Source organism: Collinsella aerofaciens (genome assembly GCF_028206795.1).
Lineage (GTDB): Bacteria > Actinomycetota > Coriobacteriia > Coriobacteriales > Coriobacteriaceae > Collinsella > Collinsella aerofaciens_AX.
In genome coordinates this window covers 1-24,279 of sequence record NZ_JAQLFJ010000009.1, presented here as the reverse complement: position 1 = coordinate 24,279, position 24,279 = coordinate 1, and the positions used below count along the sequence as shown (strand labels likewise).

Here is a 24,279-nt window from a genome sequence, read left to right as displayed (position 1 = left end):
CGCTCGCCGCCGTGCTCGCCCTCCTCTCCGCAGCGCTCGTCCTGGGCGGGAATGCCCTGCTCGACGCCGGCTGGGGGTCGGCGCTGCGCTCGATCGCCGACCGCGTGCTGCCCAACCCTGAGATTGCCATGTGGGCGCCCGCGCCCGCGGCTGCGCGCGGGGCTCTGGACCGCTGAGCGCGGCGCAAGTACAATGCCGACGGGAGTTTCAGGAGGTCGAACATGGCGAGGATACTGGCAGTGGATGATGAACGGGCGATCCTCGACGCGCTTGCGCGCGTCCTCGGCCGCGACGGCCATGAGGTCGTCAAGGCGGAGGACCCGACGGCGGTCCCGGGGATGGACCTCTCGCGCTTCGACCTCGTGCTCTGCGACGTCATGATGCCGGGGCTCGACGGCTTCGAGCTCGTGCGGCAGATCCGCCCGGACTTCGACGGCCCCATCGTCTTCCTGACCGCTCGCGTGGCCGAGGAGGATGCCGTGGCCGCCTACGGCCTGGGCGCCGACGACTACGTCCGCAAGCCCTTCGGGGCCGCGGAGCTGCGCGCCAAGGTCGCGGCCCATCTACGCCGTGAGCGCCGGCCGCGCTCGCACGCCCTCTCCTTCGGGGAGGTGCGGATCGACCTCAGGGCGCGCGGCCTCGCCGTGGGCGGCGAGGCCGTGCCGCTCACGCCCACCGAGTACGCCATCTGCGAGTACCTCGCCCGCCACCCCGGGCAGGTCATGAGCCGCGCGCAGATACGCGAGGCGGTGCTCGGCTGGGAGAGCGACGCCGACGACGCGGCCATATCCATGCAGGTCAGTCGCGCCCGGAGGAAACTCTCCGAGGCCGGCGCCGATCCGATCGCGACCGTCTGGGGGATGGGGTACAAGTGGCAGCTCTGAGGATCGGGGCGCGAGGTCGCGGGGGCATGCCGCTCTCCTTCGTCATCGCGCTACTTCGCCTACGCGTTCGCGGCAGTCGCCACGGCGTGGCTCGCCTCGTTCATGATGCTCTCTGTGGCGATCAACGCGGGCTTCGTCTACGAGGCAAGCTGGGGGCCGGCCAATGCGCGCGAGGTCGCGGAGGGCCTGGCACGCGACGGCGTCTGCGGGCAGCAGGACGTGCCGACGGCGTACCGCTACCTCATCCTGAACAAGGACGGAAACGTGCTGATGACAGACCTCGAGAGCACGCGGCTCGAGGACGCGAAGGAAATGGCTCGTACGGCACTCGCCGCGGATCCGGGCACAGTGGAGATCGAGGGCGGGGGTTCGGGCGTTACCTACGCCGCGTTCCCGCTCAAAGGTGGCGGGGCCTGCGCGCTCGTCAGCGAGTATCTGCCGCAGTGGGTCTCGCGCGACCTCGCCGGCCTGCTTCCCAACCCGCAGAACCTCATGCTCGTCGGCGCCACGGCGGGAAGCGCACTTGCGCTTGCGCTCGTCGCGCGCCGCGCGAGCCGCGTGATCTCGCGCAAGATGGCGCCGCTCGCGGAGGCGGCGGGGCGCGTCGGCGCGGGGGAGCTCGACTTCGCGGTCGGCAGCACCAACGTGCGCGAGGTGAACGACGTCCTCGCCGCGATGGACGCCATGCGGGCCTCCCTCGCCGAGTCGCTCGAGGCCCGCTGGGCCGCGGAGCGGGGGCAGCGCGAGCAGATGACGTCGCTCGCCCACGACCTCAAGACGCCGCTCACCGTGCTGCGCGCCAACGCCGACTTCGTAGCGGAGGAGCTGGAAGACGAGAAAGACGCCGACCTCGCGGCCGCCGCGCGCGACATAGCCGGCAGTGTCGAAAGGCTCGACGGCTACGTGCGCCTGCTCATCGAGGCCTCGCGCGGGTCCGGCGGGGCGGAGAGGGCCCCCATGCGGCCGGCCGAGCTTTGCGAGCAGGTCCTCGCCGAGGCCGCCCAGATCGCCCGGGCGCGAGGCGTGACGCTCGACGCGGCCACGGGCCCCGCTGTCGCGGGCGCGCCCGAGGCCGCGCTCGACCGAACCGCCCTGGCGCGAGCCGCCGCGAACCTCGTGGCCAACGCCGCCGAGCACGCACGCTCGCGCGTGGCTGTCTCCTGCGACGTCGCGGGCGGGCACCTCGTCATCGAGGTTGCCGACGACGGACCGGGCTTTTCTCCCGCCGCCCTCGAACGCGGCTGCGAGCGCCTCTTCACAGACGACTCCTCCCGCTCCTCGCGTGACGAAGGCCGCCACTACGGGCTCGGCCTCCACGTCGCCTCCGAGGCCGCGAGCGCCCACGGGGGATCCGTCTCGCTCGCCAACGGCCCCTCGGGCGGTGCGGTGGCCACCATCGCGGTCCCCCTGTGCGGGATCTGACGATTTCCTCGATGTCTACCTCGACTGCGATATGTCGCTCGCCGAGGCCGCGACGAGATGGTGTTGCGTCTGCCCCGTTTGGTGCTTCTAGCTCAAATTTGATCTGATGTAAGGCCCGTGCAATCCTGCATGGGCCTTACTTTTGGCAATTGCTCGACCGATTCGTGGCTTGAAACGCAAATTATCGAGTTAAGGAGAAATGGGGTCATACAGCAGCTCTCAGAGCGCTTGCCGCACTCCCCCGCCATTACCTCTGCGGCGTCCTCGTATAGAGCCCATACCGTTTGGCATATCGTTGCAATCGCCCACTTGTCCACCGGTCAAGTGAACTACTGGAATAAATACAGCGACACGCTTGTCCGTTACAGTCGCTATATCTGTGTAAATCGCCGCGATAAATACAGCCTGTACTCGGCTGTATACCAACTACGCGTATGTAGATTCATATCGCGTTAATAAATCGGCTCAAGCGTGTGCAAAACGCGCAAGTAACCGCAAAAGGCGATTATCGCTCAGGTAGATTTTTGGCACCCCGTTGCTTAATCAAAATTAAGCAATTGCTTAAAACAAAAAAGGTCAGGCACTAGATGCCTGACCTGCAAACTTCTGGTCGGGACGACTGGATTCGAACCAGCGACCCCTTGACCCCCAGTCAAGTGCGCTACCAAGCTGCGCCACGTCCCGAAGCTTTTGTTTGTTGCTCTGCTCTCGCTCGCAACAGGGAGTATATTAACCCGAAACTTTAGACTTGTGCAAGAACTTTTTTATAAATTTTGAAGCAAGTCCAAAATTGTATCTGCGAGCTGGGGTTTTGTTAGAACGGGAAGTTCTTTCGTACCCGTTGTGCTCACAATCCAGGCCTTGTTGGTATCGGTTCCAAAGCCCGAATCGGCGCGTGAGACATCGTTGGCGATAATGGCATCGCAGCCTTTGCGTGCCAATTTGCGCTCGGCGTACTTGACGACGTTATCGGTCTCGGCAGCAAATCCGATTACGAGGCGATCGCCCTTTTGGCGTGAGAGTTCGGCCAAGATGTCAACGGTCTCGACGAGCTCGATTCGATCCAGGCGCTCGTTGGCCTTTTTGAGCTTATGGTCCGCCGGGGCCGCCGGCGTGTAGTCGGCGACGGCGGCGGCGCAAATGGCAGCGTCGGCCGTCTGGAAGGCGCTCAGCGCCGCCTGCAGCATCTCTGCGGCGGTCTGCACGCTTACGCACGCCACGCCGCGGGGAACATCGAGCGATGTCGGTCCCAGCACGAGCGTGACCTCGGCACCGCGGCGAGCGGCCTTCCCCGCCAGGGCGATGCCCATCTTGCCCGACGATCGGTTTCCAATAAAACGCACGGGGTCGATCGGTTCGTGCGTAGGACCGGCAGTGATGACGATGCGCTTGCCCGCCAGGTCTTGCGGCACGGGATTGAGCACCTCGCAGATGGCTTCGACGATGTCCTCGGGCTCGCTCATGCGCCCCGTGTCCACGTCGCCGCAAGCAAGGTAGCCACTACCGGGCCCAACCACGTGCACCCCGCGGTCGCGCAGCGTGGCCATATTGGCCTGGGTTGCCGGCGCCTTCCACATGCCATTGTTCATGGCCGGCGCGATCACAATGGGTCGCGGCGTGGCGAGTAGCGTCGTAGAAATCAGGTCATCGGCAATGCCGTTGGCCATCTTGGCGATGATATTGGCCGTCGCGGGCGCCACGACCACCAGATCGGGCTCCTGCGCCAGCGAAATGTGGTGGATGGGGTCGGAAGGATCGTCGAATAGCCCAACCGCGACCGGCTCGTTGGTGAGCGCGCGGAAGGTAAGCGGCCCCACAAACTCCGTGGCATGCTCGCTCATAACGACTTTGACACGTGCGCCGCGCTTTTGCAGCAGGCGCACGATATTGCACGACTTATAGGCGGCGATCCCGCCGGTAATGCCCAGCAGGATCGTTTTTCCCTCAAGTTGCATTGAATTGTTGGATGCCGCCGTCATCGCTAGGCTTCCTTACTCGGGAGCACCAGGAGGCGGTGGCAGTACGGACAGTGCGTAATCTCGCTACCGTCGTGGTTGAGGTCGCTCATGGACGATGCCTGCAGCGCGGTGTGGCAGACCGTGGGGATGTTGCCCTGGATGGTCTCGACGGCCAAGCCGCGGAACTGCTTGAGCAGACGCTCGTAGTCGCTGAGCACGTCGGTGGGCAGCGTAGCGGCCAGCGCGGTGCGCTCCTTGGTGGCGGCATCGATCTGGGCCTGGAGGTCGGCTGCCTTGGCGCGGGCGGCCTTGGTGTCGGCCTTCACGCCCTCCTCGAACTTGGCGATGATTGCCTGTGCGCGAGCCTCGCGGTCGAGCGCCTCCTTGTGGGCGACTACGACGTCCTTGCGGGTGTGCTCGATCTTGTCCAGGCGCTTGGCCAGGGTGGCGAGCTCGTTCTCCAGGTCCTGAACCTCGCGATAGTCAGAGCCGTCGACGTGGCGCTTCTTAGCGGCCTCAATGGCGTTATTGGTCTGGATCTCGGTGGTGTTGAGATCGTCGAGCTCAATATCCAGGTCCTTGCGCTGAGCGTAGAGCTTGGTCATTTCGGCCTTGAGCTTTACATAGGTCTTGCGCTTGGAAGCGAGCTCCTTGAGCTCCGGCATATTGGCAAGTTCGCTCTTGTTGCGGGCGAGCTCCAAATCGATCTGTTGCAGCTTGAGTAGCGTAGCGCCGGCGCTCATAAGTTCTCTCCTTTTGTCACAGTCCACCATTGGCAAGGGTTCAGTATTTTAATCGCATGACGGGGGTCGACCCCGGCGTCAACTGCAGAGTTCATCAATATATCAACGAACGGCTCCTCGGAGCGGTCGTGGCCGAGCAAGATCACCGACAGCCCGCGCAAGGCAAGGTCTTGCGCCACGTGGTAGCCCGCCTCGCCCGTCACGACAACATCTGCGCCCGCGGCGATGGCGAGCTCTCCGAAGTCGCCCAGGGAGCCGCCCAAAATGGCGACGGTGCGGCACGGGCGATCAGCTTTGCCCCACACACGCGGGTCGCTGCCAAAGGCCGTGGCAGCACGGGTGGCAAGATCGCGCAGCGTGCACGGGTCGTTGAGCGTTGCAAGTGCGCCCAGGCCGGTGGCCTCGGGGTCGTCCACGTGCTCCAGTGAGCTCACGGGTGCGGCACCCAGCAGCTTGCTCAGGCAGACACGGGCTTCGTGCGAGCGGTCCAGGTTGGTGTGGAGCGAGATAATGCTCACCCCGCAGCGGGCAGCCTCGTAGAGGGCCGCACTGCACTGGGGTCGTGTGGCATCCGCCGGACAAAAGGCCTCGGGTGCCTTGATGTATATGGGATGATGCGTCAGCAGCACGTTGGCGCTTGCTTCTTGGGCGCGGCGAACATTAGCCTCAGTCGCATCGAGTGCGCAGGCAACGCCGGTGATCTCCGCGGCCGGATCGCCAACGGAGAGTCCTACGTGGTCCCAGGGCTCGGTGTCCGTCTTGGGATAGCGTGCCAGTAGCGCGCGCTCGAGCTCGGCGACGATCATGCGGCACCTGCGATCGAGAGCAGCGTCTGGGCAAACTCGTCCAGATCGTCCGGATTCACGCGGTCGTCAAAGGAAATGCGCAGTGCACCTAGTGCCTGCTCGCGACCAATGCCCATGGCGCTGAGCACATGGCTCGGGTCCATGCTGCCGCTCGAGCACGCCGAGCCGGCCGAAACCTCAAAGCCGGCGGCGTCGAGCTTGATGATGAGTTCCTCTGAGTCCATGCCGTCAATGTAGATCGATAACATGCCGGGCAGACGGTCGGCTTGCGCGTAGTCACCCATGGTGGCGTGAATGCGCGGATGGGCCGTAAGCGTGGCGTAGAGCTTGTCGGAAAGGGCTTGCAGCTTCGCGCGCTCCTGAGCCACATGGGGCGTCAGAGACGAGGCGGCAGCGGCAAAGGCGAGCTGCGTGCGCAGGTCTTGCGTGCCGGCACGACGACCGGCCTCCTGTCCGCCGCCGAAGATGCGCGGGCGCAGCGGCGTGCGGCTCTTAAGGTAGAGTGCGCCAGATGCCACGGGACCGCCAATCTTGTGGGCTGCGACGGACATGGCGTCGACGCCCAGCTCGGTGACATCGAGTGGAATATGCAAGTAGCCCTGGATGGCATCGGTGTGGAACAGGGCACCTGCGGTGTGCGCAGCTGCGGCAAGCTCGCGGATGGGCTGCACCACGCCGGTTTCGTTGTTGGCGACCATAATGCTCACGAGCGCCACGTCGTCGCCTAGCAGCTCGACAAGCGTGGCAGGCTCAACGTAGCCCGCGCGGCAGGGCTGCACCAGGTCGACGGTAAAGCCGGCGGCACGCAGCAGCGGCAGGTTGTCCAGAATCGAATCGTGCTCGATGGCCGAAACGATTACGCGACCGCGCTTGCGATCGCGCTGACGAGCGCCCTCGGCAAGACCGAGCAGCGCCAGCTGGTTGGCTTCGGTGCCGCCGTTGGTCAGTACAATCTCGGACGGGCGGACGTGCGCGCCAAAGCTGCGGGCGATCTCGCGACGTGCAACCTCCAGACGCGCGGCAGCCTTGCGGCCGAGCGAATGCAGCGAGTTGGGGTTGACGCCGGCAAGCTCGCTGTCGTCGTACTCGCGCTGCGCAAGGAGCGCCTCGGCGCGCATTGGCGTCGAGGCGGCATAGTCAAGATTCACGGGTATGCGGTTTTGACCTGCGGTCATAAGGGTTTATGCCTCCTGTGCGGCCTCGTTGCCCAGCTTCTGCAGCAGCGCAACCTCGGCAGCGGGATCTTCGGACTTAAATACGGCGGAGCCGGCCACGAGCACGTTGGCGCCGGCCTTGACGACCTCGGCGATGTTCTTGGAAGAGATACCGCCGTCGACCTCGATCAGGGGCGACACGCCGTGGCGCTCGCACATGGCCTTGAGCTCGTGAAGCTTTGCGATGGTGCCCGGGATAAAGCTCTGGCCGCCAAAGCCCGGGTTCACGCTCATGAGCAGCACCATATCGACGACGTCGATGATGCTCTCGAGCACGCACACGGGGGTGGCGGGGTTGAGCACCACGCCGGCCTTGACGCCGCGCTGCTGCAGATGCGTGAGCGTGCGGTGCAGGTGCGTGGAAGCCTCGTAGTGCACGGTGATCATGTCGGCACCGGCGTCGGCGTACCAATCGACCGTCTCGTCGGGGTTCGTCACCATGAGGTGCGCGTCGACCGGTACATCGGTGGAGCGCTTGACGGCCTTAAGGATGTCAACGCCAAAGGTGAGGTTGCCGGTAAAGTGACCGTCCATAACGTCGAAGTGCACGTAGTCGGCACCGGCGATCTTGTCGAGTTCGCCCTTGAGGTTGGCCATGTCGGCCGAAAGGACAGACGGAGCGATTTTGATGGAACCCATGGTAGAAGCCTTTCTGCGCTAGTCGGTGAGTCCGTAGAACTCTTGAGAAGGGACGCGATCTGTGAGAATCTCGAGCGCCCTATCCAAAGTAACACCGTTGTAGAGCGTTTGCTCCACGGCAAAGGTGAGCGGAATGTCTACGCCCAGTGAACGGGCAAGCTCACTGACGCTGCGGGCCGCGACGGCGCCCTCGACCACCATATGCGTACGTGCCTGGTACTCGTCGAGCGAGATGCCGTGGGCAAACTCGTAGCCAAAGGTGCGGTTGCGCGAATGCTCGGAGGTGCAGGTGGCAATGAGGTCACCCATGCCGGCAAGACCCATGCAGGTCATGGCTTGACCGCCGCGGGCGTGCACCAGACGGCTGATCTCGGCCAGGCCGCGCGTCATGATAAGGGCAAGCGTGTTGTCGCCCGCACCAGAACCGGCGGAAATGCCGCACACGATGGCGATGACATTTTTCATGGCGCCGCAAACCTCGACGCCGGTCATGTCCTGCGACAGGTAGATGCGGAAGGCCGTGGATAGGAGCAGGTCCTTAAAGGTCTCCCCTACCTGTGGATCATTGCTGGCGATGACGGCGGCAGAAAGCCCGCCGCGGCAGATCTCCTCGGCATGGTTGGGGCCCGAGAGCGCCGCGACACGCGACTCGTTGCCGATCTCACTGGCGATTACCTCACTCATAAGCAGGCCGGATTCGGGCTCAATACCCTTGGTGAGGCAGAGTGCCGGGGTGTCGGCGGCGATGAAGGGTGCTGCCTGATGGCATACGCTGCGCAGGTGCGTGGAGGGCACGGCAAAGATGATGGCCTCGGCGCCGTCGAGCGCCTGCGACAGGTCCGTGGCGGCGACAACGTTGCCGGGCAGCTCGTAGTCCACCAGATACCGGGGATTGCGGTGCTCGGCATTGATGCCGGTGGCCGTCTGCTCGCTATGGGCCCACATGGTCACGCGCTCGGCTCGCTCGGCGGCGAGGCCGGCGACGGCGGTTCCCCAGGAGCCGGAGCCAATCAGCGCAACATTCATGACTCTCTCCTACTTATCGTCGGGCTCGGTGACGCGCTTGGTAAACGAGAGCTTGGACTCCTTACCGGCCATGAGCTTTTGGATATTCGAGCGATGGGCCCACACCACGGTGATGCCGATCATCGCCATGCAGAACTTGAGGCCCAGGCTGCTGTACGGAAAGACCGCGCAAGCAGCGATAGGAAGTCCGATGGCCGCGGCAAGCGAACCCACTGACACATACTTGGTGATGGCGACGGCTACGATAAACATGCCCAGCAGCGACAGGCCAATAGGCCAGTACCAGGCGAGGATGACACCCAGACCAACTGCGATACCCTTGCCGCCATGGAAGTTGAGGTAGGGCGAGAAGATATGGCCCCATACAGCTGCCAGGCAAATGACGCCGAGCATCCAGTCGCCGGGGGCTCCAGGCGCCATGATGTTCGGCGGAAAACCATAGCCCAAGTCGGCGATGAGCGGACGGGCGATAAGGACGCAGATGGCGCCCTTAAGGCAGTCGAGCAGCAGCGTGAGTGCGGCCACCTTGGGGCCGGCCACGCGCAGCGCGTTGGTGGTGCCGATGTTGCCGGAGCCCGCCTTGCGAATGTCCGTGTGGTTGAACACACGGCCCAAGATCAGGCCAAACGGAATCGCCCCGATAAAGAACGAGACCACGGCGCAGATGGCGGTCAGCAGAATCGGATTATGCATCCTTCTGTTCCTTCTTCCTAAAGAAGAGTCGGATGGGTGTGCCGGCGAAGTCGAAGGTCGAGCGCATGCGGTTCTCCACGTAGCGCTGGTAGGTGTCGTTGACCAGGTCACTGTGGTTGACGAAGAACGTGAACGTCGGCGGGTTGACGCCCGTCTGGGTCACGTAGTGCATGCGCAGGCGGCGCTTGCCGTCCACCACGGTATGACCGAACTCGCGCAGGTCGGTGAGGAACGCGTTGAGGCGCGAGGTGCTAATCCTCTGCGAGCGCGTCTTTTCGGCGGCGTCTACCATCGCCCAGATCTTCTCGACGCTGCGGCCGGTGAGAGCAGAGATGCGCAGGTACTGGGCCCAGGGAGCCATGACGCCCAGACGGCGGTCGATGGTCTCCATGCAGGCCTCGCGCTTACGGTCGTCGTCGAGCAGATCCCACTTGTTGAGCAGCACAACGATGGCGCAGCCGCGCTCGATGGCAAGACCCATGACCTTCTGGTCCTGCTCGGTAACGCCCACGGAGGCGTCGACGACGAGCAGCGCCACGTCGGCGCGGTCGATGGCGCGCAGGCCGCGGACCATGGAGTAGTACTCGATGTTCTCGTACACGGTGCTCTTCTTGCGAATGCCCGCGGTGTCGACCATGCGGTAGTGCTTGCCGTTACGCTCGACGACAGTGTCGATGGCGTCGCGCGTCGTGCCGGCAATGTTGGACACGATAGAACGGTCGGCGCCCAGGATGCGGTTGAACAGCGACGACTTGCCGGCGTTGGGGCGGCCGATGATGGCCACGTTCAGCGCGTCGGGGAACTCATCGGCGACCTCGTCTTCTTCCTCGGGAAGCAGGGCCACGATATCGTCGAGCAGGTCGCCCGTGCCATGGCCATGCAGGGCCGAGAGCGGCGTGGGCTCGCCGATACCGAGCGAATAGAACTCCCAGATGCTGTCGTTTTCGCGATCGGGGTTGTCGAGCTTGTTCACCAGCAGAAAGACCGGCTTGTCGCAGCGCTTGAGCATGCGGGCGACCGACTCGTCCTCTTCGGTGACGCCGGTGCGGCCATCGACTACAAACAGGATGACTGCGGCTTCCTCGGCGGCGGCGAGCGCCTGGTCGCGGATGGACGTGGCAAAGACGTCGTCGCTCTTGAGCGGCTCGATACCGCCCGTGTCGACGATGGTGAACTCGCGGCCGTTCCAATCGGCCGTGTGATACGAGCGGTCGCGCGTGACGCCGCGAGACTCGTGGACGATGGCGTCCGAGGTCTGGGCCAGGCGGTTAACGAGCGTGGATTTGCCCACGTTGGGGCGTCCGACGACGGCGACGATAGGTTTCATCTGCTCTCCTTTAATGGGTAGGTTCAGTGGAAGTGTTAGAGTCGGCAGGCACAATGCCAAGGATATGCTCCAGGGTATCGAGCAGCTCATGCGGCATGGTTGACACCACATGAACCTCGGCGCCGCGACTGGTAAGGCTTGCGAGTAAATCGTCACGATGATACTCGTCAAGCGTCATGCCGTCAGCGTTGAACATGAGCTTAGGCACAAAGAGCATAACCCCCGACAGATCTTGGGGCAGCTGCTCCAAGATGTCACACGCGACGATGAGGCCGGTCACGTCCACGTTGCCGCCAAAGTAGCGGTTCTTGATGGCCGTGACAGTGCCGGCGAGTCCCTGGGGCGACTCCACAAAGCGGGCCACCGTGTCGCGTGCGCTGGCGCCCGAGAGGCACAGCAGATGCTGGCTGCGGGCGGCGATGGCCTCGCGGACGCGGGCCAGACGCTCGGTATAGGCGGCAAGCACGTCGTCGGTCTCGTCTAGATACGAGCGGATCATGCCGATGCCGTCGTAGTACTGCGGGTAACCGTCGTAAAAGTCTGCCTCTGGAGGATCGATGCCGGCGTCCAGATAGAACTCGTCGCTCATCTGGAAGGTGTGGCGGCCAAAGCGCTCATAGGCGCGGTCCTGGAACGGTCGGATCATGGCAATGGTCTCGCGCGCCAGTTCGGGCTTGTCGCTGTATGACCAGCTAAAGCGGTTTTGGTGTTTGGTAAAACCGAGCGGCACAATGCCCAGGCTTGTGATTTGCTCGTGCTCCTCGCAAAAGCGCAGGGTCTTTTCCAGCTCCTCGCCGTCGTTCATGCCGGGGCACAACACGATCTGCGCGTGAATCTCGATGCCGGCGGCCATGATGGTCTCGAGTACGTCCATGCCTCGCTGGGCGTTACGGCCCATCATACGACGGCGGACGTCGGGGCTCACAGCGTGGACCGACACGTTCATGGGACTCATGTTGCGCTGGATGACGTTTTGCACGTCCTCGTCGGTGAGGTTCGTAAGCGTGACAAAGTTGCCTTGCAAAAAGCTTAGGCGATAGTCGTCGTCGCGAATATAGAGCGTGGAGCGGCCGCCCTTGGGGAGCATGGTCATAAAGCAGAACACGCAGGCGTTGACGCAGGTACGCATGCCGTCGAAGATGGGGCCATCGAACTCCAAACCCCAATCCTCGCCGGGAAAGCGGTCGATCTCGACGGGGGTGACGGTGCCGTCGCGCGGGTCGAAAACCTCGAGGTCGACGGTATCATCGTCGGCCTCCCAGAGCCACACGATCATGTCGGTGAGCGCCTCACCGTTGACCGTGAGCACGCGCATGCCCGGCTCGATACCCACATCCCACGCGGGCGATTCGGGACGCACGTTCTTTACGAGCGCGCCCTCACCCGGCTCGGGGTCGCGGCTGCGCCCGTAATCGGCCACCTCGGCGGCGTATGCGGGTACGGTCTGGTCCATGGTTAGCGGCAAAGCTCCTTGATGCGCTCGACGGCGCGCTCGATGTGTTCTTGCGGGGTGGAGGCTCCGGCGGTGATGCCGATGTGGTGAGCGTCGGTAAACCACGCGGCTTGGAGCTCAGAAGCTTCCTCGATGTGATACGTGCGCTCGCAGGCGTCTGCGCAAATCTGCGCCAGGCGGCGGGTGTTGCCCGAGTTCTTGCCGCCCACGATGACCATGCAGTCGCAGCGGTTGGCAAGTGTGGCTGCTGCCTGTTGACGCTCACTCGTGGCGGCGCAGATGGTGTTGATCACGCGCAGCTCCTGCACGCGCGGGGTGATAGCAGCCACGACCTCGGCCAAGTTCTGCGCAGTCTGGGTGGTCTGCACAACCAAGCCCACTTTACCCTTGAGCGACAGCGCGTCCGCATCGGCAGCGCAGCTCACGACCTGCGCGTCATCGCCGGCGTGGCCCAGGATGCCCTCGACTTCGGGGTGGCCCGGCTCGCCCACGACGATCACGCGGTAGCCCTCGCGCACCAGGCGCTCGGCCGCCACGTGGACCTTCTTCACGTAGGGGCAGGTGGCGTCGACGACGTTAAGGCCACGCTCGCGAGCGGCATCAATGACCTGCGGCACCACGCCGTGGGCGCGGATGATCACAGTGCCCGACGTGGCGTCGTCCAAGGTGTCGGCCAGACCGACGCCTGCCTCGGCGAGCTCGCGTACCACGATCGGGTTATGGATGAGCGGACCCAAGGTATGGACCTGAGTGCACTCCCCTGCCTGCGGCGCAGCGGCCAGCGCCATATCGAGCGCACGCTGTACGCCGTAGCAGGTGCCGGCGTGGGCAGCGATTTCGATAGTGGGGGCGTCTGCCTTGCCGGGCACAGCCTCGGCGGTGTTCATGACTTCCTCGTCCATGGCTAGAACCTGCCCGGGTGCTCGGCGCACAGGTCATCACGCATGGCGTAGACGCGACTCATGGCTTCGGACTCAAACCAGGCTAGGCGCTCCTTGCGCTTGAGCTCGACAGGCGCGTCGGAAAGCGAAATTAACTTGCCGGCGCGGATCCAGCACTTTTTGGGGCGCATGATCTTTTTGCCCGCAGGCGTAATATCGGACCAGCCGCAGATGGCGAGCGGGTTGACGGGTGCCTTACCCATCTGGGCGATGAGCGCAAAGCCGCCGTGGACTTCGGGCTTGATCTCGCGCGAGCGGATGCGCGTACCCTCGGGGAAGATCAGGACGTCCTCACCGCGCTGCAGCGCATGCTGGGCGGCACGCAGGCACTTCATGTCGGCGGTGCCGCGCTCGACGGGAATGCCGCCCACGCGGCTAAAGGCCCAGCGCACGATCTTGCTCTTCGCAAACTCGGACTTAAAAATGGGGCGAATGCGGCGGCCGCCAAAGAACAGCGCCGTCTCCACAGCTAGGAGCTCGGCCATCGATGTGTGGTTGCAGATGACCACGCTGCCGCGGCCTTCCTGGCGCTCAAACAGCAGGTCGCTGTCCTCGACCTTCCAACGCCACATGAGCTTGGAGAAGACCCACAGGATGCCCATGACCACGGCGACGGTGCCGCGGATGAGCGCCGGGAACTCGGCGTAGGGGGCGTTGTAGTAATCCTCGGGCGTCTGCTTAAACAGGCGCATGGGCTACCTCCTTTGGTTGATGAGGTCCTCGATGATCGAGACGACCTCGTCGATGGTGTGGGCGGTGGAGTCGACATGTACCGCGTCCTCGGCGGGAACGAGCGGCGCGACCTCGCGGCTGCTGTCGAGCTTATCGCGCTGCTTGAGGGCGTCGAGGGTCTCGTCGACCTCGGCCTCAAGCTGCTCTTCGGTGAGCGGCTGGGCGTCGTTTTGGTGGCGCTGCAGCACACGGCGACGGGCACGCTCGCGCGGGTCGGCGGTCAGGAAGACCTTGACCTGTGCGTTGGGGAACACGACGGTTCCGATGTCGCGACCCTCGGCGACGATATCGCGGTCCTCGGCGGCGCGGCGCTGGTGGATGAGCATGGCGGCGCGCACGCCCGGGTAGGCCGAGACCTTGGACACGTTGGCGTCGACCTGCGGGGTGCGAATGGCGGCCGATGCGTCCTTGCCGTCGATGGTCAGGCGCGTGTCCTCGCCGGTGCCGTTGGTAAAGCGGATCTCGATTTGCTCGGCGAGGGTGTCAATGGCCGCCTCGTCGTCCAGGTCGATGCCGCGGTCGAGCGCGGCGAAGGTGACGGCGCGATACATGGCGCCCGTGTCGAGCTTGTTAAAGCCCAGCTGGCGGGCAATCTCCTTGGCGATGGTGGACTTGCCGGAACCGGCGGGGCCGTCGATGGCGACGATCATGCAATGCTTCCTTTCGGTGGTTGACGTGCTGGTATGGGACGCGGGCGCTGGGGCTTTGCGATTGCCTAGCTCGTGTAGCGCTCGCGGTAGGTGTTGCGCTTGGGCGCGGAGCCGTGGCTACCGTGGTGACGCGTGCGACTCGCGGTGTTGGTCGCCGGCGCGGCGCTGCGCTTGGAGCTGGCCTGCTTGGGCGGGATACCGCCGTCTTTGAGGATCTGCACCTCGCGGTCGGTGAGCTCGCGCCACGAGCCCTTGGCCACATCCTTGAGCTCCAGGCCGGCAAAGTTGCAGCGGTGCAGGCGGATCACCGGGTGGTGAATCTTGCTCAGCATGCGCTTGACCTGGTTCTTGCGGCCTTCGCGGATGATGACCTCCACGGCGGTGGTGCCGGGCTTAACGCCTTGCGGAGCTACGGCCTCGGCCTCGCGCGCGTTAATGACGCGGCAGATCGCCGGCTGGCACAGGCCGTCATCGAGCTCGATGCCGCGGCGGAGTGGTTCTAAGTCGCGATCGGTCAGGTTGCCGTCCACGAGCGCCTGGTAGGTCTTGTAAACATGCTTGCTGGGGTGCAGCAGATCCTGCGACAGGTCGCCGTCGGTGGTAAAGAGCAAAAGGCCCGTGGTGTCGCGGTCCAGGCGGCCCACAGGGAACAGGCCCGGAAAGCGGTCGCGCGGGACCAGGTCGGCCACGCAAGGGCGCTCCTGCGGATCGCTCATGGTGGTGAGGTAGCCGGTCGGCTTGTAGAGCATCAGGTACACGGAGCCCTGGTTGAGCTTGACGGGCATGCCGTCGACCTCGATATGGTCGTGGTCGACGTCGACCTTGGTGCCCAGTTCGGTCGCGATCTGGCCGTTGACGGTCACGCGGCCGGCGGTCATCAGGTCCTCCGATCCGCGGCGGCTCGCCACGCCCGCGCGCGCCAAAAAGCGCTGCAGGCGCATGGTATGCGGGTAGACGGGCTGGGCGTCGGTTGCGGGTACTGCGTTGCCCATGGCACGCGTCTCCCCTACTTCGTTAGTCCTCGTCATGTAAATCCTCCGAGGTCTCGTCGACGACCAGGGTTTCCAAGTCCTCGACTGCCTCAACATCTTCAACATCGGTATCGAGCAGTTCGCGCTCTTCGTCCAGGTCATCGGCCTGCTCCTCGAGCGTGGACTGAATGCTACGACCGCTCAGGCGCTCGCGGATAAACCGGCGCGACTGCTCGTCGGGGGCAAACTGCTCCAGATCGGGCAGGTCGCGGGTGGAGCGCAGACCGAACTTTTCCAAGAAGGCGTTGGTCGTGCCGTAGATGATGGCCTGACCGCGCTCGGGGTCGCGGCCGAGCTCGCGCACCAGGCCCTTGTCCACGAGCGACGCAATGACGCCGTCGGAGTTGACGCCGCGGATGCCCTTGACCACCTCGCGCGTGACTGGCTGGTGGTAGGCGATAACGGCCAAGGTCTCGAGCGCCGCCTGCGACAGCTTTTGCGTGTCCCAGCTCAGCACATAGGCCTCTACCACATCGTGGTAGGCGGGGTGCGTAAACAAGCGCCAACCACCGGCGACCTCGCGCAGCTGAAAACCGCGGTTAGCCTCCTCGTACTCAACTTTGAGCTCGGCGAGCAGCGATGCGCACTCGCCCGGGGCGATATCCAGTGCACTTGCCAGCGCGGGCGCACTCACGGGGTCGCTCGACACCAGCAGCAGCGCCTCCAAGGCGCCTTTGAGGCTGTTTGCCTCCAGCGTGGAAAGGGTTGACATGGTTGCCGCTCCTATTCGGTGAGCTCGGGGCCCTCGCCGGGCACGTATGCCTCGGCGCCCTCGACGCGATTGATTTGAATGGTTCCAAAGATTTCGTCCTGGCTCAGGGTAAGCGAGCCGCGCTTGGCGAGCTCGAGCATGGCCAGGAAGGTGACGACAAGCTGTTCGGTGGTGGCATCGCCGTCCAACAGCTCGCGGAAGGTGCAGGTTTGGTGAGCCATGGTAAAGCGATCGACCGAGGCCACCGTCAGGTCGAGCGGCACGCGATGCGGTGCCACGTGCTCGGCTTCCAGCAGGAAAGTCTGGCGCTTGCCGTCCAGGTCGGCGCAGATGACGGCGAGGCCGCGCAGGGTAATGCCGGCCAGGTAGTCGGGCATAAGGCCAAGGAATTCGGGGTCGGGGCCGGCCACGCGCGGATGCATGCGGCTCTCGGCCTGCATCCGCGCGCCAAGGGCTGCCGCCGCGCCTTTAAACTGCTTGTAGGCAATCAGGCGCTGGATCAGGACTTCGCGCAGGGCGTCGCCGTCGAGCGCACTGAGTTCCTCGAGGTCTTCGTCGTCCTCGTCACCGTCGCCTGTCTTGCGCGGTGCCTCCTGGGGTACCAGCGAGGCTGCCTTAATGTCCAAAAGAGTTGCCGCGACCAGCAAAAAGTCGCTCGCCACGTCCAGGTCCAGCGCCTCGATACGCTCGGCCTCGGCCAGGTATTGCTCGGCCACCTCGCTGATCGAGATGGCGCCGATATCAACTTTTTGGCGGGTTACCAGCTGCAGCAGCAGGTCGAACGGTCCGCTGTAGACCTGCGTCGACACGCGATACGACATCTTCGACCTCCTTTGACGGCGCCTTCGCGGCGCGGTTTGGGTGCATGTTGCGACCGTTTTGCACGGTCGACCTGTAAGTTTACCTTAGATGCCGGCGATTGCGAAGTTGAGCAGCCACTCGGCCAACGGATACACGGTAACGTCGAAATAGCGGCCGATCACGTCGATGCCAGTCCACATGGGCAGCAGATACAGCACAATGATGAGTATGGGCATGGCGTATCGCTGCAGCTGGTAGTAGGTGGAGAGCGCCTTGCCTTTGAGGAACGGCACGATAATCGACGAGCCGTCAAGCGGCGGAATCGGAATGAGGTTAAAGAACGCAAGCGACAGGTTGACCACGATAAAGGTGGCGCCGAAGTTCATGATTTGCGTCGCCACGGCAAAGGACATGCTGGCGTAGAGGTTGCCGTATGCAGCGTGCATGAGGGCTGCGGCCAGGCATGCGAGCGCGATATTCGATGCGGGGCCGGCTGCGCTCACCAGGACCTCATCACGCTTGGGGTGTTTGAGGTTGTTGAGGTACACGGGCACGGGTTTGGCGAAGGCGAACACCGGGCCGCCGGCGGCAAGCATGAGCAGCGGCAGGATGATGGTGCCAAACGGGTCGATATGGTTGAGCGGGTTGAGTGAGACGCGTCCGCGCGAACGGGCCGTCTTATCGCCGAGTGCCCAGGCCGCGGCGGCGTGTGCGCTCTCGTGGATCACGATGCCCACGATGACGGCGACGGCGCTGGCTAGCAGGTTCATGAGGTAGCTGCTGGACATGGCGCTCCCCTAGCGGACGCGACGCGAGGCGCGCGTGAGCAGGTAGTCGGCCACAAACAGGATGACGGCCACGATGGCGTAATCCAAGCGGAACACGCCGCCAAAGGGCGATGTGATGACGCCGTAGCCGGCGATGGCGCTCGGCAGTGCGCGCGAAAGCTCGACGACGAAGCCCACAATCTGCAACTTGGCGGTGAGGCCGCTAAAGCACAGCAGCACGGTCATCGCGCTCATAAAGATGCCGCAGATGCGACAGGCGATGGCGATGATGCTCATCGCCACGGCAGCGGCCTTACGAGAGTTCACGCGCGGTCTCCTCTTCGATCTGGGTGGAAAGCTCCAGCCATTCGTCCTCGAGCTTGGGTAGCTCTTGCTTAAGGCCGTTATATTCCCCCAGCGCGGCGTTGAACTTGTCTTGATCGGCATAAAGCTCTTCGCTCGCCATCAATTCCATAAGCTCGTCATAGCGGGCGCGCTTTTTGTCGAGCTCCGTCTCGATCTTCTTGAGCTGGTTACGCACGCCCTTGAGCTTTTTGTTGAGCGCAGCGCGGGCTTGGGCCTCGGCGCGCTTTTGCTCCTTGGTCTTTTTGCCCTCGGCAGGCTTGGGGGCGGCGACGGGGGTGTCGGCCTGGGCGGCGCTGGCCTTGGCGGACTTGGTCGTGGCCGGCGCGCTCTCCGTGGACGCCTCGGCGGCGGCGCGGGCTGCGAGGTCCTCGCGCTTGTAGAGGTAGTAGTCGTAGTCGCCGTCGTAGACCGTGACTTGTCCGTCGCGGATGTCGATGACGCGGTTGGCCACGGCGCGCACCAGGTGCTCGTCGTGGCTGATCAGCACGATGGTGCCGGGGAAGTTTTGCAGGGCGTTCTCGAGCATGTCCACCGAGTCGATGTCTAGGTGGTTGGTGGGCTCGTCCAGGCACAGAAGTGCCTCGGGGGCCACGAGCATCTTAGCCAGGGCCAAGCGCGCCTTTTCACCGCCGGAAAGGACGCGCACCTGCTTTTCGATGGAATCGTTGTCGCTAAACAGGAAGGCGCCCAGTAGGCTGCGCTGCTGCGGCACGGTCCACTTGGGCGTGACGGTGTCGATCTCTTGCAGGACGGTGTTGGACTCGGTCATGCCCTCGAGCGCGTGCTGGGCGTAATAGGCCACGCCCACGTTGGTGCCCAGGTCGCGGGTGCCGGTGGTGGGCGGCTCCAGTCCGGCGATGATCTTCATGAGCGTGGACTTGCCGGCGCCGTTGGGGCCGACGAGCGCCACGTGCTCGCCGCGGTAGAGCTTGAGGTCGATGTCGCTGTAGATGTGCTTGTTGCCGTAGGACTTGGAGACGCCCTCCAGGCCCACGACCATGTCGCCGGAGCGCGGCGGGTCGGGGAACTTAAAGTCGATGTGCTTGTGGCCCTCGGGTAGGATGACAAGCTCCTTTTTGATCTGCTCGATCTTGCGGATGCGCTCCTGGGCCTGGGCGGCCTTGGTGGGCTTGTAGCGGAACTTGTCGACGAAGACCTGCATGTGGGCGATGTCGCGCTCCTGGGCGGCGCGCTTGGCGCGCATCTGCTCAAGGTTGTCCTCGCGCTGCTTGAGGTAGCTGCTGTAGTTGCCGGTGTAAGTGGTCACGCGACGGTTTTCGAGCGCGGCGACGTGGTCGACGCAGGCGTCCATAAAGGCGCGGTCGTGGCTGACGATGAGGACGGCGCCGTCGTAGTTGGCGATAAAGCCACGCAGCCACTGGACGCTTTCGAGGTCCAGGTGGTTGGTGGGCTCGTCCAGAAGCAGCAGGTCGGGATGGCGCAGGAAGAGCTTGGCGAGCGCGATGCGCATCTGCCAGCCGCCCGAGAACTCGGAGCACGGGCGCTCAAAGTCGGTGACCTTAAAGCCCAGGCCGGACAGGATCTTGCGGGCGTTGCTCTCGAGCTCGTAGCCGCCCAGGTGCTCAAAGCGGTCCTGGACCTGGCCGTACTCGTTGAGGAGTGCGTCGACGTCCTTGCCCTGCTCGGAGAGCTCGGTGATTTGGGCCTGCAGCTCGTTAGCGCGCTCGCCCATGCGGCGGATTTCCTTGGCGGCGGCCATGACCTCGGCGAGGATGGTGGTGTCCTTTTGTTCCAGATTAGTTTCCTGCTCTAGGTAGCCCACCTGGCAGTCCTTTGCGTACTGGACCTGGCCGGAGTCGGGACTGTCGATGCCCATGATGATTTTGAGCATGGTGGTTTTGCCAGCGCCGTTGGGGCCCACGAGCGCGAAGCGCTCGCCGGGGTTGATCTGGAAGGACGCGCCGCTAAAGAGGACGCGTGCGCCGAAGCTTTTTTCGATCTTGTCGACCAGGAGGATCATGGTGCCGCCTTTGACCTTGTGTGCCAATATGAAAAAAGGCCCCAACTTGCGTTGGAGCCTCATTCAATGCTCGGGTGGAGACGAGGGGGATCGAACCCCTGACCTCTTGACTGCCAGTCAAGCGCTCTCCCAGCTGAGCTACGCCCCCGTGCGAAGAAGTACTATACGGGAACTCCGACGGCGATGCAAGGGCAATTTTGGAAAAACTTTCGCCCGTGCCGGCACGGGCGAAACACGACCCGCCCGCTCAACCGGGTTTCCCGTGCTCCGCCAGTCCCATTATCGGACCCGATTGCGAACCGCCCCTCCTCTGCGCCTCAGAACTATGCCGGTTTACTACGATGAATCAGGAATGTTCGACCACGCACGCCTTTTCACGCAACCGTCGGGCTCCCTACCTGCGGTTTTGCAAACGGGGAACACGCGGTGCTCGGGAGTCGCCGATCAGTCGTAGTAAACTGGCGGTGTTTTGAAATGGCATCAGCTTGATTTCGCGGTTAAATGTGTTTGAGCCCTGAATTAATGGCCTTAACTTTTTCTAAAACACGTCTTTTCTGCGACGCGCCTAGATTGGTTGTTGTTTAGCATTGGACTTGATCTTGCGTTGTGCGACTTGCTCGTGCATGGTAGTATTTCACGACGTGAAGCGAAGAAATTAGGCCTTAGATGCCTTTATTAGAATTGCATTCACCGTTCATAAGGGCTCTTGGCGCAACGGTTAGCGCAGGGGACTCATAATCCCTGGGTTCTGGGTTCGAATCCCGGAGGGCCCACCAGAGTATTTTAGGCCGGGCATTACGCCCGGCCTCTTTGTTGTTAGCGCTGCAAACTAGCTTTGCCATCCAGAGACGTAAAGTTATTAACATTCATATTCGTAATTAACAATGGGAATGTCGCCAAGATGCTACCCAACCAACACATGGCTTCAATCGTTAGATAAGAAAAAAGACCCCAACTTGCGTTGGAGCCTCATTCAATGCTCGGGTGGAGACGAGGGGGATCGAACCCCTGACCTCTTGACTGCCAGTCAAGCGCTCTCCCAGCTGAGCTACGCCCCCGTGCGAAAAAGTACTATACGGGAACTCGGACGGCGATGCAAGGACATTTTTGGAAAATTTCGCAGTCGCGGCGCGGGCCGCCATCCGCCCAACGGCCGTCTTGCCGGCGCCAGGCCCATTACCGGGGCCAATCGCGCTCCCGCCGACCCGGCGATTTCAAAACTATGCCGGTTTACGGGGCCAGGCCGGGAACCCCCGAGCATGCCGTAATCGGTAAAATCAAAACCGCAGGTAGACGGCTTGCGTATTCCGTGAAATGCAGGGTATGGACGGCCAGTCCGGGTCCAGCCCCGTAATCCGGCATAGTTTTGAAATGACATTATTTCACTAACAGGCAAACTAGGTAGTTCTAGCGCCTTGTCGCCGACTAATTTCCGATTTCCAACCAGTTGCACAAAACATTTGCTCGCAGTCTCGTCTCGGCGCACTTCATTGCCTCAGTTTTGGCTTTATAGCGAATCCCTAAACGGTCGCAGACACTTCTGACTATGGTGTCTAGCAGCTTTGAATCGTTGAGCATATCGTGAGTCACCAGGAATACATCGAATCCCATGCTCTGCAACGCAGTCATGCGCTCCGCATCGTGGTCAAGTATTGCACCTGAGCCATGAATGACCTCACCTTGGATCTCGATAATAACTGCCTTCATTAGGATTGGGTTTACGATCACGATGTCGCCGTAGCAGACCTTTTGGCCTGCGATGCTTTGGGCTGCCACGGATAGAGGGGTTAAATCGTTGAGGTACACGTATCTGAATCCTGAACCACCTAGACGTCGAGAACGACTTAGAAGCAGTACCCCCGCGACCTCGAGCGGAGACGCAGCAATGCCGATAACCTGCTGAGCGGCATCATAAAACTGCTTTCCCCACATTTGACTTTTGACCTTGTCGGCGAATCGATGTAGATCGCTTAGCTCGATGAGCGGCTTTCTCATCCAAAGAGAAGTGCCTTTGAGTTTCGTAACCTCTCTTCCATCCTCACGCTTGTTCGTTTGGCCTTCTTTATCTGTGGCCTTTACGGTTGCGCGGGCGTAAACTCGTTTCCAAGGAACCTCGTCTTCGCCTTCTCCAAGTTCGAACAGATCCTGCGTGCTGGAATTGCGATTCTCCTCTACCGCCATTTTTAACTGCATTTCGGCAGCGGGAGCAAGCTCGAAAACGGAAAAGCAACCGCAAAGTTCGTACATAGCCAGTACGAGATCTATTTGGGACACAAAGCGTGTCATAGTAAATAATGTGTTAAGCGGATTGGTAACACTAAAGCCTAAATTAGTGTCGATTGTTGTGCTGACATCCGATGTCCCTTCCCAGCGAATAGTGGAGCGCAATCCCGAATGGTGATTGCAATAACCTGGCGAAGCAACAGCGATAATCGGGGTCTTGAGGACGTCGGTTACGAATGGGGCTTGGGATAGAGCTCGCCAGCCTTCTTCGGAGTTGGGTAGGCGCGGGTAGAGGTCGCGCACCTGCGGTGGGCAGCGCCAATAGCGGAATGCGGTGTTTGCGCAGACGATTTCGTCCATTTGCGCCTCCCTTGGTATCGGCCGTAGGCCATGCGGTTGTGGTCGTGGACGATTATCTACTGGGGCATCATGCGGGTAAGTACCGGAAGCTGACCAAACGCTGACCAAAAAATGGATGGGATGTGTTGAAAGGTTGTCACGAGGCGTGAATGTGCTGGTACGAGCTGTGAGCCAGTGGTCTTTTTCTCCACAATTGCGTATGAATCATGCAAAGAATTCATTGAAAGATCGCGTGAACTATTTTCAAAATGTTCGACGACGTCACTCTATAGTTGGTCAACGAACGAAAATAATATTCAATATGTAGGAACTATGAAGGGTTTGCGATCAATAAAAAATAGGACCCCATGCTAATAAAAATCGAAAATTTGGTGTCACTTTTGGTGTCACCCTTGGTATCAAATAGAAAAAGGCCAGAGGCTTAACACCTCTGACCTGCGCTTTTGATGGTGGGCGATACAAGATTCGAACTTGTGACCCCATCCGTGTGAAGGATATGCTCTACCCCTGAGCCAATCGCCCGTCGCCTTTCGGCAAAAGAGATACTATCATAGCCGCGCCTGGTTTACCAAGAACTTTTTGCCCCCGATTTTAAATTCGTGGATGCTAGCTAAGCCAAAGCAACCAAAGCAATAGGTAAAACAGCAGCTTAACCACCATTTACCGCTTTATCCACGAGGTCTCGGGGCGACAGATTAGTCGCGCATTGTTGTATGCCATGTCGAGCGTGAGGCAGGTGCGCGCGGCGTAGAAACCGTCCTCGCGCTGGATGGTCAGCGCCAGTTCGGGCTTGTCGCCGGTTAGGCACAGCGGCAGCAGCAGTTGGATCCGACCGCCGTAGAACTGCGGCACGGCGAGCGTGTAGTTGGCGGCGGCGCGGCGGGCGGCCTCGACGACGGCGCCCTCAAAGGCACGGCGCAGCAGCAGCGAGTTGCCCTCCCCCATCAGGCTAGCGGGAATACGCGTAAGGTTCTCCTCATCGCCCAGAATGTGGTCGATGTTGGAGCGGATGGGCAAGCGGTAGTCAAAGACCAGCTCGGAGGGGTCCTCGGCAAAGCGCACGCGGCACGGCAGGTACTCAAACGAGACCAGCATGGGGTCGCTCTCCTTAAAGAAGCCCTTCAAAAACCAGCGCTGGCGCGCGTCGGGCTTGGTGTTGGGCTCAAACAGGCCGTAGATGGTCTCGTAGCGACGCGTGTACAGGCCGGTGTTGAACAGGCATTGGTCGTTGTCGAACACCAAAGGCAGGTTGGACGGCGCGGTCTGGTCCACGTCGCGCTCGGTCAGGAACACCGCACGGCTAAACGAAAACGACAGGTAGTTTTTGAGGATGCGGTTGCCGGGACCCCAGTCCTCGGGGTCGGCGAGGTCGGCCAGGCGTTCGTAGCAGGGCTCGGGGCAAAACGCGAAGTCGTACACATTGCTGCACAGGGTGCTGGGGATTTCCATGTGGCGTCCATTCCATTTCATAGCGGTGACGCATAATTTCTTTCGCAAATTGACAACCGCATAGCGGAACACGGCCCGCGCCCCGTCATATGATTTCTAGC

At 62.3% G+C, this 24,279-nt stretch carries 23 protein-coding genes and 5 tRNA genes; 4 read left to right on the top strand and 24 right to left on the bottom strand.

All coding sequences use genetic code 11. The annotated features are described in order from the left end of the window. Positions 1-11 precede the first annotated feature (11 nt). From PMX70_RS07075 to PMX70_RS07065, 3 genes are all read left to right on the top strand, one after another. Positions 12-176 carry a hypothetical protein gene (locus PMX70_RS07075; protein WP_271743223.1) on the top strand — a complete coding sequence of 55 codons (165 nt, stop codon included), beginning with the start codon at positions 12-14 and terminating at the stop codon, positions 174-176. A 45-nt stretch (positions 177-221) separates the two neighbouring features. Next, positions 222-884 carry a response regulator transcription factor gene (locus tag PMX70_RS07070; RefSeq protein ID WP_055250129.1) on the top strand — a complete coding sequence of 221 codons (663 nt, stop codon included), beginning with the start codon at positions 222-224 and terminating at the stop codon, positions 882-884. 114 nt (positions 885-998) lie between these two features. Then, positions 999-2,306 carry a sensor histidine kinase gene (locus PMX70_RS07065; RefSeq protein ID WP_271743222.1) on the top strand — a complete coding sequence of 436 codons (1,308 nt, stop codon included), beginning with the start codon at positions 999-1,001 and terminating at the stop codon, positions 2,304-2,306. Positions 2,307-2,913: 607 nt separating this feature from the next. Here PMX70_RS07065 and PMX70_RS07060 read toward each other — a convergent pair. From PMX70_RS07060 to PMX70_RS06965, 20 genes are all read right to left on the bottom strand, one after another. Continuing rightward, a tRNA-Pro gene (locus PMX70_RS07060) sits at positions 2,914-2,990 on the bottom strand. An 80-nt stretch (positions 2,991-3,070) separates the two neighbouring features. Continuing rightward, on the bottom strand, positions 3,071-4,285 hold the full coding sequence (gene coaBC, locus PMX70_RS07055; protein WP_240139041.1) for a bifunctional phosphopantothenoylcysteine decarboxylase/phosphopantothenate--cysteine ligase CoaBC: 1,215 nt from the start codon (positions 4,283-4,285) through the stop codon (positions 3,071-3,073). Positions 4,286-4,287: 2 nt separating this feature from the next. Further along, positions 4,288-5,007 (bottom strand): zinc ribbon domain-containing protein, encoded by a 720-nt coding sequence (locus tag PMX70_RS07050; RefSeq protein WP_055250135.1) that lies wholly within the window; start codon positions 5,005-5,007, stop codon positions 4,288-4,290. Further along, positions 5,004-5,813, bottom strand: coding sequence for a Nif3-like dinuclear metal center hexameric protein (locus PMX70_RS07045; protein ID WP_055250137.1), 810 nt, complete (start codon positions 5,811-5,813; stop codon positions 5,004-5,006). The genes PMX70_RS07050 and PMX70_RS07045 overlap by 4 nt, the downstream gene beginning before the upstream one ends. Next, entirely contained in the window at positions 5,810-6,988 is a 1,179-nt protein-coding gene (locus PMX70_RS07040; RefSeq protein ID WP_055250138.1) for a cysteine desulfurase family protein, read from the bottom strand. Before PMX70_RS07040 ends, PMX70_RS07045 begins: the two co-directional genes overlap by 4 nt. 6 nt (positions 6,989-6,994) lie before the next feature. Beyond that, positions 6,995-7,666: a ribulose-phosphate 3-epimerase gene (rpe, locus tag PMX70_RS07035; protein ID WP_055250140.1), complete on the bottom strand. Its 672-nt coding sequence runs from the start codon at positions 7,664-7,666 to the stop codon at positions 6,995-6,997. An 18-nt stretch (positions 7,667-7,684) separates the two neighbouring features. Continuing rightward, positions 7,685-8,692, bottom strand: coding sequence for an NAD(P)H-dependent glycerol-3-phosphate dehydrogenase (locus tag PMX70_RS07030; RefSeq protein WP_055250142.1), 1,008 nt, complete (start codon positions 8,690-8,692; stop codon positions 7,685-7,687). Between the two features lie 9 nt (positions 8,693-8,701). After that, complete coding sequence (plsY, locus tag PMX70_RS07025) at positions 8,702-9,385, bottom strand: glycerol-3-phosphate 1-O-acyltransferase PlsY (RefSeq protein WP_117803193.1); 684 nt, start codon at positions 9,383-9,385, stop codon at positions 8,702-8,704. Further along, a complete protein-coding gene (gene der, locus PMX70_RS07020; protein ID WP_271743221.1) occupies positions 9,378-10,712 on the bottom strand; it encodes a ribosome biogenesis GTPase Der in 1,335 nt (444 codons plus the stop codon). Before der ends, plsY begins: the two co-directional genes overlap by 8 nt. Before the next feature lie 10 nt (positions 10,713-10,722). Continuing rightward, positions 10,723-12,165: a DUF512 domain-containing protein gene (locus tag PMX70_RS07015; RefSeq protein ID WP_271743220.1), complete on the bottom strand. Its 1,443-nt coding sequence runs from the start codon at positions 12,163-12,165 to the stop codon at positions 10,723-10,725. Positions 12,166-12,167: 2 nt separating this feature from the next. After that, positions 12,168-13,067, bottom strand: a complete 900-nt coding sequence (locus tag PMX70_RS07010; protein WP_233505669.1) for a 4-hydroxy-3-methylbut-2-enyl diphosphate reductase — start codon at positions 13,065-13,067, stop codon at positions 12,168-12,170. Between the two features lie 2 nt (positions 13,068-13,069). Then, entirely contained in the window at positions 13,070-13,798 is a 729-nt protein-coding gene (locus tag PMX70_RS07005; RefSeq protein WP_117840616.1) for a lysophospholipid acyltransferase family protein, read from the bottom strand. Between the two features lie 3 nt (positions 13,799-13,801). Beyond that, entirely contained in the window at positions 13,802-14,488 is a 687-nt protein-coding gene (gene cmk / locus PMX70_RS07000; protein WP_117840618.1) for a (d)CMP kinase, read from the bottom strand. Between the two features lie 65 nt (positions 14,489-14,553). Next, positions 14,554-15,516, bottom strand: coding sequence for a pseudouridine synthase (locus PMX70_RS06995; protein WP_370448072.1), 963 nt, complete (start codon positions 15,514-15,516; stop codon positions 14,554-14,556). Continuing rightward, entirely contained in the window at positions 15,503-16,231 is a 729-nt protein-coding gene (gene scpB / locus PMX70_RS06990; protein ID WP_117564783.1) for an SMC-Scp complex subunit ScpB, read from the bottom strand. Before scpB ends, PMX70_RS06995 begins: the two co-directional genes overlap by 14 nt. 11 nt (positions 16,232-16,242) lie before the next feature. Then, a complete protein-coding gene (locus PMX70_RS06985) occupies positions 16,243-17,052 on the bottom strand; it encodes a segregation and condensation protein A (RefSeq protein ID WP_117564782.1) in 810 nt (269 codons plus the stop codon). An 84-nt stretch (positions 17,053-17,136) separates the two neighbouring features. Beyond that, a complete protein-coding gene (locus tag PMX70_RS06980) occupies positions 17,137-17,820 on the bottom strand; it encodes a site-2 protease family protein (RefSeq protein ID WP_117564781.1) in 684 nt (227 codons plus the stop codon). Positions 17,821-17,829: 9 nt separating this feature from the next. Next, positions 17,830-18,126 (bottom strand): hypothetical protein, encoded by a 297-nt coding sequence (locus PMX70_RS06975; protein ID WP_164473297.1) that lies wholly within the window; start codon positions 18,124-18,126, stop codon positions 17,830-17,832. After that, positions 18,113-20,146 (bottom strand): ABC-F family ATP-binding cassette domain-containing protein, encoded by a 2,034-nt coding sequence (locus PMX70_RS06970; protein WP_117564780.1) that lies wholly within the window; start codon positions 20,144-20,146, stop codon positions 18,113-18,115. Before PMX70_RS06970 ends, PMX70_RS06975 begins: the two co-directional genes overlap by 14 nt. Positions 20,147-20,221: 75 nt before the next feature. After that, positions 20,222-20,294 (bottom strand) — tRNA-Ala (locus PMX70_RS06965). 552 nt (positions 20,295-20,846) lie between these two features. On the opposite strand from PMX70_RS06965, the gene PMX70_RS06960 reads away from it, so the two are divergent. Continuing rightward, positions 20,847-20,922: transfer RNA gene (locus PMX70_RS06960), tRNA-Ile, on the top strand. A gap of 209 nt (positions 20,923-21,131) precedes the next feature. On the opposite strand, the gene PMX70_RS06955 is transcribed toward PMX70_RS06960, so the two are convergent. The 4 genes from PMX70_RS06955 to PMX70_RS06940 all read right to left on the bottom strand — a co-directional run bounded on the left by PMX70_RS06955 (position 21,132) and on the right by PMX70_RS06940 (position 24,178). Further along, positions 21,132-21,204, bottom strand: a tRNA-Ala gene (locus PMX70_RS06955). Between the two features lie 367 nt (positions 21,205-21,571). Continuing rightward, positions 21,572-22,729, bottom strand: a complete 1,158-nt coding sequence (locus PMX70_RS06950; RefSeq protein ID WP_117564779.1) for a hypothetical protein — start codon at positions 22,727-22,729, stop codon at positions 21,572-21,574. Between the two features lie 447 nt (positions 22,730-23,176). Beyond that, positions 23,177-23,251: transfer RNA gene (locus PMX70_RS06945), tRNA-Val, on the bottom strand. 138 nt (positions 23,252-23,389) lie between these two features. Beyond that, positions 23,390-24,178 carry a DUF3825 domain-containing protein gene (locus tag PMX70_RS06940; protein ID WP_070097101.1) on the bottom strand — a complete coding sequence of 263 codons (789 nt, stop codon included), beginning with the start codon at positions 24,176-24,178 and terminating at the stop codon, positions 23,390-23,392. Positions 24,179-24,279: the final 101 nt, after the last annotated feature.